Here is a 14,239-nt window from a genome sequence, read left to right on the forward strand (position 1 = left end):
CATATCACCTGCTATTTCCATTCATCGTCGAGAGTCAGCGTGAGCGTGCGCTCCTCGCTTAACCGACGGTACCATGAGGCAGATTTTTTGGCGCGCCGGTTACGGTTATTTTGCAGATCGATCTCAATTAAACCATAGCGATTTTTAAAGGCGTTCATCGGCGAGACGTTATCGGTGAACGCCCACAGCATATAACCCTGGCAGTTAGCGCCGTCTTCCCTGGCGCGCAGCGTCTGGTAAAGATGTTCGCTGATAAAGGCGATGCGATAATCATCTTCAATCACGCCATCGGCATTGCGGAACTGCCCCTCGTTTTCAATACCCATCCCGCTTTCGGCAACGAACCACGGAATATTGCCGTAGTCGTTTTTAATGCGCATCGCCATGTCGTAAATAATCTGCGGATAAATTTCCCAGCCGCGGGATTTATTCATCCGCCGCCCCGGTAATTCAAATGGCTCGTAATAGTATGCCGGATGGAAAGGCGTATCCGGATGCCAGGCGCGGGACGGCGCTTTCACGCGGTGCGGGTAATAGAGATTAATCCCCAGTTCATCGACGGTATTATCGCGAATGATCGCCAGTTCTTCGTCGTTGTACTCCCACGCCACCTGATGCTGTTCCAGCAGGCTGAACAGCTCCGGGGGATAATGACCCTTCACTAACGGATCCAGAAATACGCGGTTGTAGAACAGATCGTACATGTCGGCCGCCCGCACATCGTGCGGCGCACGAGAGCGCGGGTAGGTCACTTCCGGATTAAGAATACAGCCGACGCTGCCCTGATAGCCCTTCTCATGGAACAGTTTCACCACTTTCGCCGTGGCGAGGTTTTTGTGATGGTTCCACTGCATCCAGGTGCCGGTGTTTTGTTCATAGGGCCAGCGCAGCGCGTCCAGATAGACGCGCGTCTGCACCACAATCGGCTCGTTAAAGGTGAACCAGCGCGTCACCTGGGTGTGATAGCGGGCAAAGACTTTTTCCGCATACAGCAGGAAAAACTCCACCACCTTTTTGGACGCCCAGCCGCCGTAGTTTTCCAGCAGATAACCGGGCAGCTCGTAATGCTCAAGGCAGATCATCGGTTCTATGCCGTGGCGATGCATCTCGGCAAAGAGTTCGTCATACCAGGCGGCGTACTCCTCATCCACCACGCCATTCTCGTAGTCGATAAAAAAGCGTGACCAGTTGATCGAGGTGCGGTAGTGGGTCAGCCCCGCCGCTTTCATCAGCTGCACGTCTTCACGGAAGCGATGATGAAAATCGGTGGCGACCGCCGGACCGTAGCCTTCATGCCAGACGTGGCGGTCGTTTTTGTACCAGAGATCCGGCCAGGAGTCCTGCCCGGCTTTTTTCCCGCTCCAGCCTTCGGTTTGCCAGGCGGAGGCCGCCGCCCCGAGGATAAATGACGGCGGGATAACGATGGTTTTCGTGCTCATACTGTCCTCAGGCGTTTTTCGCCAGTTCCGTTGCTTCCGCCTTCAGCTGTGCCTGTTCCGCGCGGCGCGAGGCGATCTTCACAAAGGGCAGATAGATAATCACTGCGGTAACGATGCAGATAAACTGGGTGATCACCGCTCCCATCGATCCAGCGGTGGAGAGCCAGGCGTTGATCAGCGGCGGCGTGGTCCAGGGCACCATTACCACCGCTTTTCCGGCGAAACCGGTGACGGTGGCGAAATAGCCAATGGATCCGGTGACCAGCGGCGTGATGATGAAGGGGATCGCGAGGATCGGGTTGAGCATGATCGGCATGCCGAAAATCACCGGTTCGTTGATGTTAAACAGGCCAGGACCGATGGAGAGCTTGGCGATCTCACGCATCTCTTTACGTTTGGTGGCGATCATCACGGCAATCAGCAGGCCGATGGTCAGCCCGGAACCGCCGATGCTCATGTACACATCCCAGAACGGCATGGTGATGATGTTCGGCACTTCTTTGCCCTGTTCGAAAGCGCTCATATTGACGGTGATCGCCCCCAGCAGCAGCGGCTCGCGGATCGGTTTGATCATCTGGTTACCATGAATACCGATCACCCAGAACAGCTGCGCCACGAACATCAGCAGCAGGATCCCCGGCAGGCTCTGCACCACACGCTCCAGCGGCTGTTGCACCACCTGATAGATGGCATCGTAAAGGTACAAGCCGGTGATTTGATGGAAAACGAATCCGAAGGTGGCGATGGCGGTGGTGGTGATGATCGCCGGGATCAGCGCCGAAAACGACGCCGCGACGTTGGGCGGCACGGTATCGGGCATTTTGATCTTCAGCCCCTTGCGCCCTTCCAGCCAGCAATAAATTTCCACCGACAGAATGGCGATAAACATGCCAAGGAACAGGCTGCGGGTATCGGAGAACTGACGCAGCAGCACGTCTTTCACCACATGCATTTCGCCGTCCACCAGCATTTCTACGGTCGTTGGCGTCACGCAGATAAAACAAATGACCGCCAGCAGGCCAGGAAATAAGGATTTAATACCGTTAATACGCCCTAATTCCAGACCAATTAAAAATACCGCGCCGATATTTAAGAAGTTGAGCGTGGCGTAATTAATGGCGCTGGTAATGGGTTTTAACGCCGCCAGAAATGACAGCGACTGAAAACTGGCGAGACCGTTTTTCGGATCCAGCACCATATTGGAAATCAGTACTGAAAACGCACCGACAATAATGACCGGCATCAGGGTAATAAAGGCGGATTTAATCGCCATAATATAGCGATAACTGTTAAAAGTTGTCGCGAAACTACCCAGAGAATCAATGAGCTTATCCTGTAAAGCCATACGATGGTACCTCAGTAAAAGGGCTTTTTTATTGTCCAGGGTTACAGCCGAATACCAACTGGCATACCAAAAGTAGACAGCGTAGGGGAAAAGTTCTGTGATAAAGCTCTCAGGATAGAAAGTGGTATTCCAGATTATGTGATCCCGCGTAGATTGGTATTCCACCCATCTCTTTTCCTCCGGGAGAGGCCGTAACGTCATATAGCCTTTGTGATAAACTCCCGCTCAACTCAGGAAACAGGACGTCGTCATGGCAACAATGCTGGATGTTTCACTGCGCGCGGGCGTCTCGAAGGCGACGGTTTCACGCGTGCTGAACGGTACAGGTCAGGTTAAAGACAGCACCCGGCAGCAGGTGTTTAAAGCGATGGAAGAGCTGGGCTACCGGCCTAACTTTCTGGCCCAGTCGCTGGCCAACCGCACCAGTAACAGTATTGGCCTGGTGGTCTCGACTTTTGACGGCTTCTACTTTGGTCGCCTGTTACAGCAGGCGTCGCGTCAGACGGAAACCCACGGCAAGCAGCTGATTGTCACCGACGGGCACGATACCCCGGAGCGGGAAGAAGAAGCGGTGCAGATGCTGGCGGACCGCCGCTGCGACGCCATTGTGCTCTACACCCGCTTTATGCGCGAAAAAGCCATTATGGCGCTTATCGATCGCATCCCGATGCCGCTGATTGTGATCAACCGCGACGTCAGCCAGGCGCGGGATAAATGCGTGTTCTTCGAGCAGCAGGACGCGGCCTTTAAGGCGGTGGAGTATCTGATTTCACAGGGACATCGCGATATCGCCTGCATTACCGTACCTATCCACACGCCCACCGGCAAAGCGCGTCTAATGGGCTATCGCAAAGCGCTGGAAAAACACGGCATCCGCTGGGATGCGGCGAAAGTCAGGTATGGCGATGCGGGCATGACCAGCGGCTATGAGCAGTGTCGGGCGCTGTTGCAGGAAGGTGTCGCCTTCAGCGCGCTCTTTGCCTGTAACGATGATATGGCGCTCGGCGCATCGAAGGCGATCCACCAGGCCGGGTTGCGTATTCCGCAGGATATTTCGCTGTTTGGTTTTGATGATGCCCCCAGCGCCAGATGGCTGGAGCCGGGGCTGTCGACGGTTTGTCTGCCTATCGACATCATGATCACCACCGCCATTGATCAGGCGATGCGGCTGGCGGCGGATCGCCCCATTGAGACGATCCCGCCCTTTACCGGCACGCTGGTACTGCGCGATTCGGTCGCCCCCGGCCCGCATTTCAAAAGCTTAAAGTAATTCCAGCGCCAGCAGTTCGTCGATGGTCTGACGGCGGCGGATCAGGCGCGGCTCGCCGCCCTCAAACAACACCTCTGGCAGCAGCGGACGGCTGTTGTAGTTAGAGGACATCGAGGCCCCGTACGCGCCGGTATCGTGCAGCACCAGATAATCCCCTGGCACCACGGCGGGCAGCGCGCGGGTTTCCACTTTGCCGCCCTCCTGCTGGGTGAATACGTCGCCGGATTCGCACAGCGGCCCGGCCACCACGGTGTCAATGAGCGGCGCGTGGGTTAAATCGCGGCCATCTGCGGCAAGCGCCGTGATGTGATGATAACTGCCGTACATGGACGGGCGCATCAGATCGTTAAAACCGGCGTCGATCAGCACAAAGTGACGGCTGCCCATCGCTTTCACACTGCGCACCTGCGCCACCAGCACGCCGGATTCTGCTACCAGGAAACGCCCCGGCTCGATTTCCAGCTTGACCGGATGCCCCAGATGCTCCGCGATCTGCTCCCGGGCGCGGTTCCACAGGGCGTAATAGTGGTGGGTATCAATGGCCTCTTCCCCTTCGCGATAAGGGATCGACAGGCCGCCACCGGCGGAGATGGCTTCCAGATCCTGACCAAACTCGATCACCTGACGCACCATCGCGCCGCACACCTGCTCCAGATGCCCATAGTCCACGCCGGAACCAATATGCATATGCAGGCCAACCAGTTTCAGCTGATAACGCTTAATCACTTCCAGCGCCTCAGGCAGATCGCTGTACCAGATACCGTGCTTGCTGTTTTCGCCGCCGGTATTGGTTTTCTGGCTGTGACCGTGGCCAAAGCCCGGATTCACCCGCAGCCAGACGCGATGCCCTGGCGAGACTTCCCCCAGCTGGCGCAGCATATCCACCGATCCGGCATTCACCGGAATTTGCAGCTCATGCACCCGCGCCAGCGTCGGGGCGTCGATCATATCAGCGGTGAAGACCACGTCATCGGGACTGGTCTGCGGCTCGTAACCCGCCACCAGCGCGCGCTCAATTTCACCCAGCGACACGGAATCCACTTTCACGCCCAGCTCGCGCATCAGGCGCAGAATGTGCACGTTGGAGCAGGCCTTCTGCGCAAAACGCACCACGTCGAACTGACTGAGCTGGGCGATTTTTTCGCGGATGATCTGCGCGTCGTACGCCCAGACCGGGCAGCCGTACAGGGCGGGCAGCGCCAGCAGGTTCGCGGCGTTAAGGGCGGTGTCGGTGTTGTTAAGTGAGCGTGGCATAGGTGGCTCCGGTAAATAATTTTAGCCATTACGCCACAACGCGAACCGGATAAAAAATATCGTTTTATCGCGAGTCTATTCATTTATGATATGGGAATCTGTTGTATGAGGAACCTGTCATGCCCGCCGTTAACCTGCGCCATATCGAAATTTTTCACGCGGTGATGACCGCTGGCAACCTGACAGAGGCGGCGCGGCTGTTGCAGACGTCACAGCCCACCGTCAGCCGTGAGCTGGCGCGCTTTGAAAAGGTGATCGGCCTGACGCTGTTCGAGCGCACGCGGGGCCGCCTGCATCCCACGGTGCAGGGGCTGCGGTTGTTCGAAGAAGTACAACGCTCCTGGTACGGGCTGGACCGCATCGTCAGCGCCGCCGAAAGCCTGCGGGAATTCCGCCAGGGGGAGCTGTCGGTGGTCTGCCTGCCGGTGTTCTCCCAGTCGTTTCTGCCGCTGCTGCTGCAACCCTTTCTGGCGCGCTACCCGGAGGTCAGCCTCAACGTGGTACCGCAGGAGTCGCCGCTGCTGGAGGAGTGGCTGTCCGCGCAGCGTCACGATCTGGGGCTGACGGAGACATTGAGCACGCCCGCAGGCACCGGGCGCACGCCGCTGCTGACGCTTAACGAAGTGTGCGTACTGCCGCAGGATCATCCGCTGGCGCATAAAACCGTGCTGACGCCGGAGGATTTTCAGGGGGAAAACTACATCAGCCTGTCGCGTACCGACAGCTATCGCCAGTTGCTGGACGCGCTTTTCGCGGAGCATCAGGTGAAGCGGCGGATGGTAGTGGAAACGCACAGCGCGGCGTCGGTGTGCGCCATGGTGCGGGCAGGCGCGGGGGTGTCGGTGGTAAATCCGTTGACGGCGCTGGATTATGCCGCCAGCGGCGTGGTGGTCAGGCGTTTCAGCATTGACGTGCCTTTTACCGTCAGCCTGATCCGCCCGCTGCACCGCCCCGCCTCGGCGCTGGTGGAAGCCTTTGCGCGGCATCTGCAATCTTCCATGCCGCGCATCACCGAACCGCTGGATGCGGTGCTGGCGCGGCCTTAAGAGAGCATAAACTCCACCGCATCGGCGGCATGCAGCGCGGCGGTGTCAAATACCGGGATCGGGCACTGGTCAGCCGACACCAGCAGTTCGATTTCAGTACAGCCGAATATCACCCCCTGCGCCCCTTCCGCCGCCATGCGCGCGATTAGCCCAAGGAAATAGTCCCGCGACGGCTCACTGAAGGTGCCGAGGCAAAGTTCTTCAAAAATGATCTGATTGACCCGCCCGCGATCGTCCGCATCCGGCACCGTGGTTTCAATCCCAAAGTGGTGCGCCAGTCGGCCCCGGTAAAACTCCTGCTCCATGGTATAGCGCGTACCGAGCAGCGCCACGGATTTCAGCCCGGCGCGCTGAATTGCCCGGGCGGTGGCATCGGCGATATGTAAAAACGGCACCTGACAGCGGTCTTCAATCTGCCCCGCCACTTTATGCATGGTGTTGGTACAAAGCACGATACCCTGCGCGCCCGCGCGCTCAAGCCCCGCCGCCGCTTCCGCCAGCATCACGCCAGCCTTATGCCAGTCGCCGTTAGCCTGGCAGGCTTCGATCTCGTGAAAGTCCACGCTGTGCAACAGGAGGCTGGCGGAATGCAGCCCTCCCAGCCGTGCTTTTACCCCTTCATTAATTAAGCGGTAATACGGAATGGTGGATTCCCAGCTCATACCGCCGAGCAAGCCTATCGTTTTCATCTTTTTCCCCTTAAACGTTATCGTCAAAACAATATGTGATCGGCTTTCCACTTCACCGGCTCTGGCGTTTCTTTTTAGCTCTGGCTGATATAAATTTAATGAAACAATGTTTTACTTCATGCAATTTACTGACTACAGGACGATCCGATGTTTATTTTCCATAAAGACACTCAGCTTGACGATTTGGGCAACGGCGTTACCCGTCGTATCCTTGCGCACGACGGTAAAATGATGGCAGTAGAAGTCAATTTTGAAGAAGGCGCGGTCGGCCCGCTTCATAATCATCCTCATGAACAGCTGACCTATGTGCTCTCCGGCGAATTTGAATTTACCATCGGCGATGAAAAACATATCGTCAGCGCCGGTGATACACTTTACAAGAAACCGCACGTAATGCACGGCTGCGTCTGCCTGAAGCCCGGTACGCTGCTCGACACCTTCACGCCGGTACGGGAAGATTTCCTTAAAAGCTGATAGCCCGCCACTGTTTAAAGCGCCCTCTGCACGAGGGCGTTTTTATTTATGCCGACGCGCTAAATACTTAGTCTGTAAATGATTTTAGCGGTGATCTATTTCTGGCTGCGCCTTGTTTTATTCATGTTCTGTATGTCATTCGCCCTGTCTATACATCAGATCTTTTTCGCAGAAATGACACACACCTCACCTTATTGAAACGTCGTTTCGACTCTGATCACATTTCCATGATTAATCGAATGACGCCGTAACAAATCACAATAAAATAAATTAAAACGATGTTTTACAAATCAAGAACGCGAGTTCAGAAGATTTTAAAACTCATTCACACCGCCCATGGAAAAGGGCAAAGATTTTGCACATTTACGCCTTCGCCTTACCGGTGCGGGCACCAGAAATCTCCGGTTCCGTTTTAAACCATTGATCGCCAGGTAGGTATGTATGAATGAAAACAGAGCACTGGGATTAGCCTGGATTTCACCCTATATCATAGGGTTGATTATCTTTACGGCCTTTCCCTTCGTTTCATCTTTTGTACTCAGCTTTACCGAGTACGATTTGATGAGCCCGCCGGTATTTAACGGCATAGAAAACTATCGCTATATGCTGACAGAAGATTCTCTCTTCTGGAAATCCATGGGCGTGACCTTTGCCTATGTATTTTTAACCATCCCCCTCAAGCTGGCCTTCGCGCTGGGTATTGCGTTTGTACTGAACTTTAAACTGCGCGGCATCGGTTTTTTCCGTACCGCTTATTATATTCCATCGATCCTCGGCAGCTCTGTGGCAATTGCCGTGCTGTGGCGCGCGCTCTTTGCCATTGATGGTCTGCTAAACAGCTTTATCGGCGTGTTTGGTCTGGATCCCATTAACTGGCTGGGCGAGCCGTCGCTGGCGCTGATGTCCGTTACCCTGTTGCGCGTCTGGCAGTTTGGCTCGGCAATGGTGATTTTCCTCGCCGCACTGCAAAACGTTCCGCAATCACAGTATGAAGCGGCAATGATCGACGGCGCATCCAAATGGCAGATGTTCATGAAAGTGACGGTGCCGCTGATCACGCCGGTCATTTTCTTCAACTTCATTATGCAGACCACGCAGGCCTTCCAGGAATTTACCGGGCCATACGTGATCACCGGCGGCGGGCCGACCTACTACACCTACCTGTTCTCGCTCTATATCTACGACACCGCCTTCAAGTACTTTGATATGGGCTATGGCGCAGCGCTGGCGTGGGTACTGTTCCTGGTCGTGGCACTCTTCGCCTCTGTCGCCTTTAAATCTTCAAAATACTGGGTGTTCTACTCCGCCGATAAGGGAGGCAAAAATGGCTGACGTACAACAAATTACGCCTGCAATGACAGACGCAGAGCGCGAAGTGGCGCAGACGCAGCGTAAAGAGAAGATCAGCGCCGCGATCCGCTACGTGATCCTGCTGTTTGTTGGCCTGTTGATGCTCTATCCGCTGGCGTGGATGTTCTCGGCGTCGTTCAAACCGAACCACGAGATCTTCACCACGCTCGGACTGTGGCCTGCCCACCCGACCAGCGACGGCTTTGTGAACGGCTGGAAAACCGGCACGGAATACACCTTCGGCCATTACATGTGGAACACGTTCAAATATGTGATCCCGAAAGTGCTGCTGACCATCATCTCGTCAACCATTGTGGCCTACGGTTTTGCGCGCTTTGAAATTCCATGGAAGAAGTTCTGGTTCGCGACGCTTATCGCCACCATGTTGCTGCCAAGCACCGTGCTGCTGATCCCGCAGTACCTGATGTTCCGTGAAATGGGCATGCTGAACAGCTATCTGCCGCTGTATCTGCCGACCGCGTTCGCCACGCAAGGGTTCTTCGTCTTCATGCTGATCCAGTTCCTGCGCGGCGTGCCGCGCGACATGGAAGAAGCGGCGCAGATCGATGGCTGTAACTCGGCGCAGGTACTGTGGTACGTGGTGGTGCCGATCCTGAAACCGGCGATTATCTCCGTGGCGCTGTTCCAGTTCATGTGGTCAATGAACGACTTTATCGGGCCGCTGATCTACGTCTACAGCGTGGACAAATATCCGATCGCCCTGGCGCTGAAAATGTCCATCGACGTCACTGAAGGCGCGCCGTGGAACGAAATTCTGGCAATGGCGAGTATCTCCATTCTGCCGTCCATCATTGTGTTCTTCCTGGCTCAGCGCTACTTCGTGCAGGGCGTTACCAGCAGCGGAATTAAAGGTTAAGAGGGAAATATCATGGCTGAAGTTATTTTCAACAAACTGGAAAAAGTGTACTCCAACGGCTTCAAAGCGGTACATGGTATCGACCTGAAAATCGCTGACGGGGAGTTTATGGTGATCGTCGGGCCATCCGGCTGCGCCAAGTCCACCACCCTGCGTATGCTGGCGGGCCTGGAAACCATCAGCGGCGGCGAAGTGCGTATCGGCGAGCGCGTGGTGAACAACCTCGCGCCAAAAGCCCGCGGTATCGCCATGGTGTTCCAGAACTATGCGCTTTACCCGCATATGACGGTGCGCGAAAATCTGGCCTTTGGCCTGAAGCTGAGCAAACTGCCGAAAGATCAGATTGATAAGCAGGTGGATGAAGCGGCGAAAATCCTTGAGCTGGAGGAGCTGCTGGACAGGCTGCCGCGTCAGCTTTCCGGCGGCCAGGCGCAGCGTGTGGCGGTAGGCCGCGCGATTGTGAAAAAGCCGGACGTTTTCCTGTTCGATGAACCCCTTTCCAACCTTGACGCCAAGCTGCGCGCCTCGATGCGCATCCGTATTTCGGATCTGCACAAGCAGTTAAAACAGTCCGGCAAACCGGCCACCACGGTATACGTGACGCACGATCAGACCGAAGCGATGACCATGGGCGACCGCATCTGCGTGATGAAGCTCGGCCATATCATGCAGGTGGATACGCCGGACAACCTCTACCATTTCCCGAAAAACATGTTCGTGGCGGGCTTTATCGGCGCGCCAGAGATGAACATCAAACCGGGAAAAATCGTCAGAAAAGGTGAAGATCTGCACATCACCGTTGGCGATGAAACGCTACCCCTGAACGCGAAACAGCGCGAAAAAGTGGCAAATTATCAGGATCAGGACGTCTTCTTTGGCGTGCGCCCGGAATTTGTTTCCGTCTCTGACGAACCTTTTGCAGAAGGCTACGGCTCAGGCGATCTGGTGCGCGTGGAAAACATGGGTCATGAGTTCTTTGTTTACCTGAAGGTAGGTAACTATGAACTGACCGCCCGCATTCCTTCTGATGTAGCCAAACCGATGATAGCGAAAGGTTTACATCGTAAGGTGTACTTCAAGTTTGACATGGATAAGTGTCATATTTTTGACGCGAAAACCGAACAGAACATCTCTCTCTAAACTGGAGCATAAAAATGAAAAAAGTGCTTTTAAGCGCAGCTATCTCCGCCACTCTGGGACTCTGTGCCTTACCGTCTTACGCCGCAGACAATGTGGATCTGCGTATGTCCTGGTGGGGGGGCAATGGCCGCCATCAGGTGACGCTCAAGGCGCTTGAAGAGTTTCACAAGCAACATCCAAATATCAACGTAAAGTCCGAATACACCGGCTGGGATGGTCACCTCTCCCGCCTGACCACACAGATCGCCGGCGGTACTGAGCCTGACGTGATGCAGACCAACTGGAACTGGCTGCCGATTTTTTCCAAAACCGGTGACGGCTTCTACGATCTGAACCAGGTGAAAGACGTTATTGACTTAAGCCAGTTCGATCCGAAAGAGCTGAAAAGCACCACCGTTAACGGCAAGCTGAATGGCATTCCGATCTCCGTCACGGCGCGCGTTTTCTATTTCAACGATGAGACCTGGAAAAAAGCGGGTGTCGCCTACCCGAAAACCTGGGACGAGCTGAAAGCCGCGGGCAAAACCTTTGAAAGCAAGCTGGGCAAACAGTATTACCCGGTGGTGCTGGAGCACCAGGATACGCTGGCGCTGCTGAACTCTTATATGATCCAGAAATACAACATTCCGGCGGTGGACGAGAAAACCAAAAAATTCTCTTACACCAAAGAGCAGTGGGTGGAGTTCTTCCAGACCTATAAGAACCTTGTCGACAGCCACGTGATGCCGGACACCAAGTACTATGCGTCCTTCGGTAAGAGCAACATGTATGAGATGAAACCCTGGATCGAAGGCGAATGGGGCGGCACCTATATGTGGAACTCCACTATCACCAAATACTCCGACAACCTGAAGCCACCGGCGAAGCTGGAACTGGGCAGCTATCCGATGCTGGAGGGCGCCACCGATGCAGGCCTGTTCTTCAAACCGGCGCAAATGCTCTCTATCGGTAAATCCACTAAGCATCCGAAAGAAGCAGCCGAGCTGATTAACTTCCTGCTGAACAGCAAAGAAGGCGCGGAAACCCTCGGTCTGGAGCGCGGTGTACCGCTGAGTAAAGCGGCGGTGGAAACCCTGACCGCCAGCGGCGCGATCAAAGAAGAAGATCCGGCGGTAGCGGGTCTGCGTCTGGCGCAGTCTCTGCCGTCTAAACTGACGGTATCGCCATACTTTGACGATCCGCAGATCGTGGCACAGTTCGGGACCGCATTGCAGTATATCGACTACGGCCAGAAAAGCGTGGAAGAAACCGCCGCTGACTTCCAGCGTCAGGCAGAACGTATTCTGAAACGCGCAATGCGTTAATCGCTAAATCTAAAAGCGTAAGGGCAGCCTCACCGCTGCCCTTTTTTATTGCCTGCAGGAGGAGTAATAATGTGTGGGCATTTATTGCAGCCATAAAAAAACCCTGCCGTGGCAGGGTTTTTAGTTATTAGAAATACTGTATTAACGGGCCAGCCAGCCGCCGTCAACGGCCACGGTATATCCATTAATATAATCAGACGCGCTGGAGGCCAGGAACACCACCGGCCCCATCAGATCGCTCGGCAGACCCCAACGACCCGCCGGGATACGCTCAAGAATTGCCGCGCTACGCTCTTCGTCGGCACGCAGCTGCTGGGTGTTATTAGTTGCCATGTAGCCCGGCGCAATCGCGTTAACGTTGATGTTGTGCTGCGCCCACTCGTTCGCCAGCAGACGGGTCACGCCCATCACCGCGCTTTTCGAGGCGGTGTAAGACGGTACGCGGATGCCGCCCTGGAAAGAGAGCATGGACGCGATGTTGATGATCTTGCCGCCTTTACCCTGCGCGATAAAGTGTTTCGCCGCGGCCTGAGACATAAAGAACACGCTCTTGATGTTCAGGTTCATCACGTCGTCCCAGTCTTTTTCGCTGAAGTTAATCGCATCTTCACGGCGAATAAGACCGGCGTTGTTCACCAGAATGTCGATATGACCGAATTCAGAGACCGCGCGTTCCAGCAGCTCAGGAATACCGTCAATCTGACGCAGATCGGCGGTCAGGCTCAGAAAACGACGGCCCAGCGCGGTTACGCGTTCGATGGTTTCCGTCGGCTCAACAATGTTGATGCCCACGATGTCGCAGCCCGCTTCCGCCAGGCCCAGCGCCATACCCTGACCCAGACCAGTGTCACAACCGGAGACAACGGCCACTTTACCTTGAAGAGAAAATGCATCCAGAATCATGTTTGTTCCTTAATCTTGCAGCGCCTGCACGAACAGGCAGAGTTAACTTATGCTGTCCGCGACTAGCGCAGATCCTTAACGGCGACGTGGTCCATATCATCAAAGACCTGGTTTTCGCCGACCATACCCCAGATAAAGGTATAAGCGCGCGTTCCCACGCCTGAGTGAATAGACCAGCTCGGAGAGATCACCGCTTGCTCGTTGTGCATCACAATGTGACGCGTTTCCTGCGGCTGCCCCATCATGTGGAACACGCAGGCGTCTTCGTCCATGTTGAAGTAGAAGTAGACTTCCATGCGGCGCTCATGGGTATGACACGGCATGGTGTTCCACAGGTTGCCCGGCTCAAGCTCGGTCAGGCCCATGCTGAGCTGGCAGGTTTCCAGCACATCAGGGACAAAATATTTATTGATGGTGCGACGGTTACTGGTCAGCGGATCGCCCAGCGTCACCGGCGATACTTCAGACGGCGTCACTTTTTTGGTCGGATAGGTGGTATGGGCCGGGGCGCAGTTGTAGTAAAACTTCGCCGGGTTCGCCGCATCGCGGCTGGCAAACACCACTTCTTTAGCGCCTTTACCGACATACAACGCATCGCGATGGCCGATTTCATACACCTGACCGTCAACAGTAATGCTGCCCGCGCCGCCGATGTTGATCACGCCCAGCTCGCGGCGCTCAAGGAAGTAGCTTACGCCGAGCTGTTTGCCCACTTCGCCGCCCACAGACACGGTTTTGGCCGCTGGCATAATGCCGCCGACGATGATGCGGTCAATGTGGCTGTACACCATGGTGTACTCATCCGCGACGAACACTTTCTCAACTAAAAACTCATCGCGCAGCCCCTGGGTATCCAGTGTTTTTGCGTGCGCGCTGTGGATGCTTTGTCTGACTTCCACATTAACCTCCAAAGAAACTGACTGAGATGTCATGCAGCGAAGCATTAAAACAGTGTTCCGCTTGCAGTATGGGCACATAGTATCCCGCTTAAAACGTGTTTTCAATTCCAAATAAAACAACGTTTCACTTTTTCTGTAATTAAATAGTAAAAGTGTAAAGAGGATCACGATTGTACGCAGTTGACAACAAGACAGGATTAACTCTGGCGTTTTCCTCTCGAATAAAAATCATTTAAAACAAACACTTAA

13 protein-coding genes are annotated in these 14,239 nt (G+C 54.9%); 7 read left to right on the forward strand and 6 right to left on the reverse strand.

The window, feature by feature from the left end:
• Nucleotides 1–11: 11 nt before the first annotated feature.
• On the reverse strand, nucleotides 12–1,439 hold the full coding sequence (locus ACQUTD_RS01095) for a family 1 glycosylhydrolase (protein ID WP_473276749.1): 1,428 nt from the start codon (nucleotides 1,437–1,439) through the stop codon (nucleotides 12–14).
• A 7-nt stretch (nucleotides 1,440–1,446) separates the two neighbouring features.
• Complete coding sequence (locus tag ACQUTD_RS01100; RefSeq protein WP_072569908.1) at nucleotides 1,447–2,784, reverse strand: PTS sugar transporter subunit IIC; 1,338 nt, start codon at nucleotides 2,782–2,784, stop codon at nucleotides 1,447–1,449.
• Nucleotides 2,785–3,034: 250 nt separating this feature from the next.
• On the opposite strand from ACQUTD_RS01100, the gene ACQUTD_RS01105 reads away from it, so the two are divergent.
• Complete coding sequence (locus ACQUTD_RS01105; protein WP_473276751.1) at nucleotides 3,035–4,054, forward strand: substrate-binding domain-containing protein; 1,020 nt, start codon at nucleotides 3,035–3,037, stop codon at nucleotides 4,052–4,054.
• Here the strand turns inward: ACQUTD_RS01105 and lysA are convergent.
• A complete protein-coding gene (gene lysA / locus ACQUTD_RS01110; RefSeq protein ID WP_473276752.1) occupies nucleotides 4,046–5,308 on the reverse strand; it encodes a diaminopimelate decarboxylase in 1,263 nt (420 codons plus the stop codon). The two genes, ACQUTD_RS01105 and lysA, sit on opposite strands and share 9 nt — an antisense overlap.
• A gap of 119 nt (nucleotides 5,309–5,427) precedes the next feature.
• Here lysA and ACQUTD_RS01115 point away from each other — a divergent pair, with 119 nt between their 5' ends.
• Nucleotides 5,428–6,354 (forward strand): LysR family transcriptional regulator, encoded by a 927-nt coding sequence (locus tag ACQUTD_RS01115; RefSeq protein WP_473276753.1) that lies wholly within the window; start codon nucleotides 5,428–5,430, stop codon nucleotides 6,352–6,354.
• Here the strand turns inward: ACQUTD_RS01115 and ACQUTD_RS01120 are convergent.
• Nucleotides 6,351–7,043, reverse strand: coding sequence for an aspartate/glutamate racemase (locus tag ACQUTD_RS01120; RefSeq protein ID WP_473276754.1), 693 nt, complete (start codon nucleotides 7,041–7,043; stop codon nucleotides 6,351–6,353). The genes ACQUTD_RS01115 and ACQUTD_RS01120 overlap by 4 nt on opposite strands.
• 147 nt (nucleotides 7,044–7,190) lie before the next feature.
• Between ACQUTD_RS01120 and ACQUTD_RS01125 the strand changes: the two genes are divergently transcribed.
• The 5 genes from ACQUTD_RS01125 (at nucleotide 7,191) to ACQUTD_RS01145 (ending at nucleotide 12,188) form a co-directional block, all read left to right on the forward strand.
• Nucleotides 7,191–7,517 (forward strand): cupin domain-containing protein, encoded by a 327-nt coding sequence (locus ACQUTD_RS01125; RefSeq protein ID WP_072569903.1) that lies wholly within the window; start codon nucleotides 7,191–7,193, stop codon nucleotides 7,515–7,517.
• Nucleotides 7,518–7,958: 441 nt separating this feature from the next.
• Entirely contained in the window at nucleotides 7,959–8,849 is an 891-nt protein-coding gene (locus ACQUTD_RS01130; protein WP_318363807.1) for a carbohydrate ABC transporter permease, read from the forward strand.
• Nucleotides 8,842–9,744 (forward strand): carbohydrate ABC transporter permease, encoded by a 903-nt coding sequence (locus tag ACQUTD_RS01135; RefSeq protein WP_072569901.1) that lies wholly within the window; start codon nucleotides 8,842–8,844, stop codon nucleotides 9,742–9,744. The genes ACQUTD_RS01130 and ACQUTD_RS01135 overlap by 8 nt, the downstream gene beginning before the upstream one ends.
• Before the next feature lie 12 nt (nucleotides 9,745–9,756).
• Nucleotides 9,757–10,884 (forward strand): ABC transporter ATP-binding protein, encoded by a 1,128-nt coding sequence (locus tag ACQUTD_RS01140; protein WP_318363806.1) that lies wholly within the window; start codon nucleotides 9,757–9,759, stop codon nucleotides 10,882–10,884.
• Nucleotides 10,885–10,898: 14 nt separating this feature from the next.
• Nucleotides 10,899–12,188 (forward strand): extracellular solute-binding protein, encoded by a 1,290-nt coding sequence (locus ACQUTD_RS01145; protein ID WP_473276755.1) that lies wholly within the window; start codon nucleotides 10,899–10,901, stop codon nucleotides 12,186–12,188.
• Nucleotides 12,189–12,329: 141 nt separating this feature from the next.
• On the opposite strand, the gene kduD is transcribed toward ACQUTD_RS01145, so the two are convergent.
• Nucleotides 12,330–13,091 carry a 2-dehydro-3-deoxy-D-gluconate 5-dehydrogenase KduD gene (gene kduD, locus ACQUTD_RS01150; RefSeq protein ID WP_072569888.1) on the reverse strand — a complete coding sequence of 254 codons (762 nt, stop codon included), beginning with the start codon at nucleotides 13,089–13,091 and terminating at the stop codon, nucleotides 12,330–12,332.
• 62 nt (nucleotides 13,092–13,153) lie between these two features.
• Nucleotides 13,154–13,990: a 5-dehydro-4-deoxy-D-glucuronate isomerase gene (gene kduI, locus ACQUTD_RS01155; RefSeq protein WP_318374091.1), complete on the reverse strand. Its 837-nt coding sequence runs from the start codon at nucleotides 13,988–13,990 to the stop codon at nucleotides 13,154–13,156.
• Nucleotides 13,991–14,239 lie beyond the last annotated feature (249 nt).

Source organism: Enterobacter sp. K510 (assembly GCF_055804875.1).

What these genes read in the sequence shown, in the direction of transcription:
- ACQUTD_RS01095 (WP_473276749.1), bottom strand. Translation starts at nt 1,439, where the DNA reads ATGAGCACGAAAACCATCGTTATCCCGCCGTCATTTATCCTCGGGGCG.
- ACQUTD_RS01100 (WP_072569908.1), bottom strand. Translation starts at nt 2,784, where the DNA reads ATGGCTTTACAGGATAAGCTCATTGATTCTCTGGGTAGTTTCGCGACA.
- ACQUTD_RS01105 (WP_473276751.1), top strand. Translation starts at nt 3,035, where the DNA reads ATGGCAACAATGCTGGATGTTTCACTGCGCGCGGGCGTCTCGAAGGCG.
- lysA (WP_473276752.1), bottom strand. Translation starts at nt 5,308, where the DNA reads ATGCCACGCTCACTTAACAACACCGACACCGCCCTTAACGCCGCGAAC.
- ACQUTD_RS01115 (WP_473276753.1), top strand. Translation starts at nt 5,428, where the DNA reads ATGCCCGCCGTTAACCTGCGCCATATCGAAATTTTTCACGCGGTGATG.
- ACQUTD_RS01120 (WP_473276754.1), bottom strand. Translation starts at nt 7,043, where the DNA reads ATGAAAACGATAGGCTTGCTCGGCGGTATGAGCTGGGAATCCACCATT.
- ACQUTD_RS01125 (WP_072569903.1), top strand. Translation starts at nt 7,191, where the DNA reads ATGTTTATTTTCCATAAAGACACTCAGCTTGACGATTTGGGCAACGGC.
- ACQUTD_RS01130 (WP_318363807.1), top strand. Translation starts at nt 7,959, where the DNA reads ATGAATGAAAACAGAGCACTGGGATTAGCCTGGATTTCACCCTATATC.
- ACQUTD_RS01135 (WP_072569901.1), top strand. Translation starts at nt 8,842, where the DNA reads ATGGCTGACGTACAACAAATTACGCCTGCAATGACAGACGCAGAGCGC.
- ACQUTD_RS01140 (WP_318363806.1), top strand. Translation starts at nt 9,757, where the DNA reads ATGGCTGAAGTTATTTTCAACAAACTGGAAAAAGTGTACTCCAACGGC.
- ACQUTD_RS01145 (WP_473276755.1), top strand. Translation starts at nt 10,899, where the DNA reads ATGAAAAAAGTGCTTTTAAGCGCAGCTATCTCCGCCACTCTGGGACTC.
- kduD (WP_072569888.1), bottom strand. Translation starts at nt 13,091, where the DNA reads ATGATTCTGGATGCATTTTCTCTTCAAGGTAAAGTGGCCGTTGTCTCC.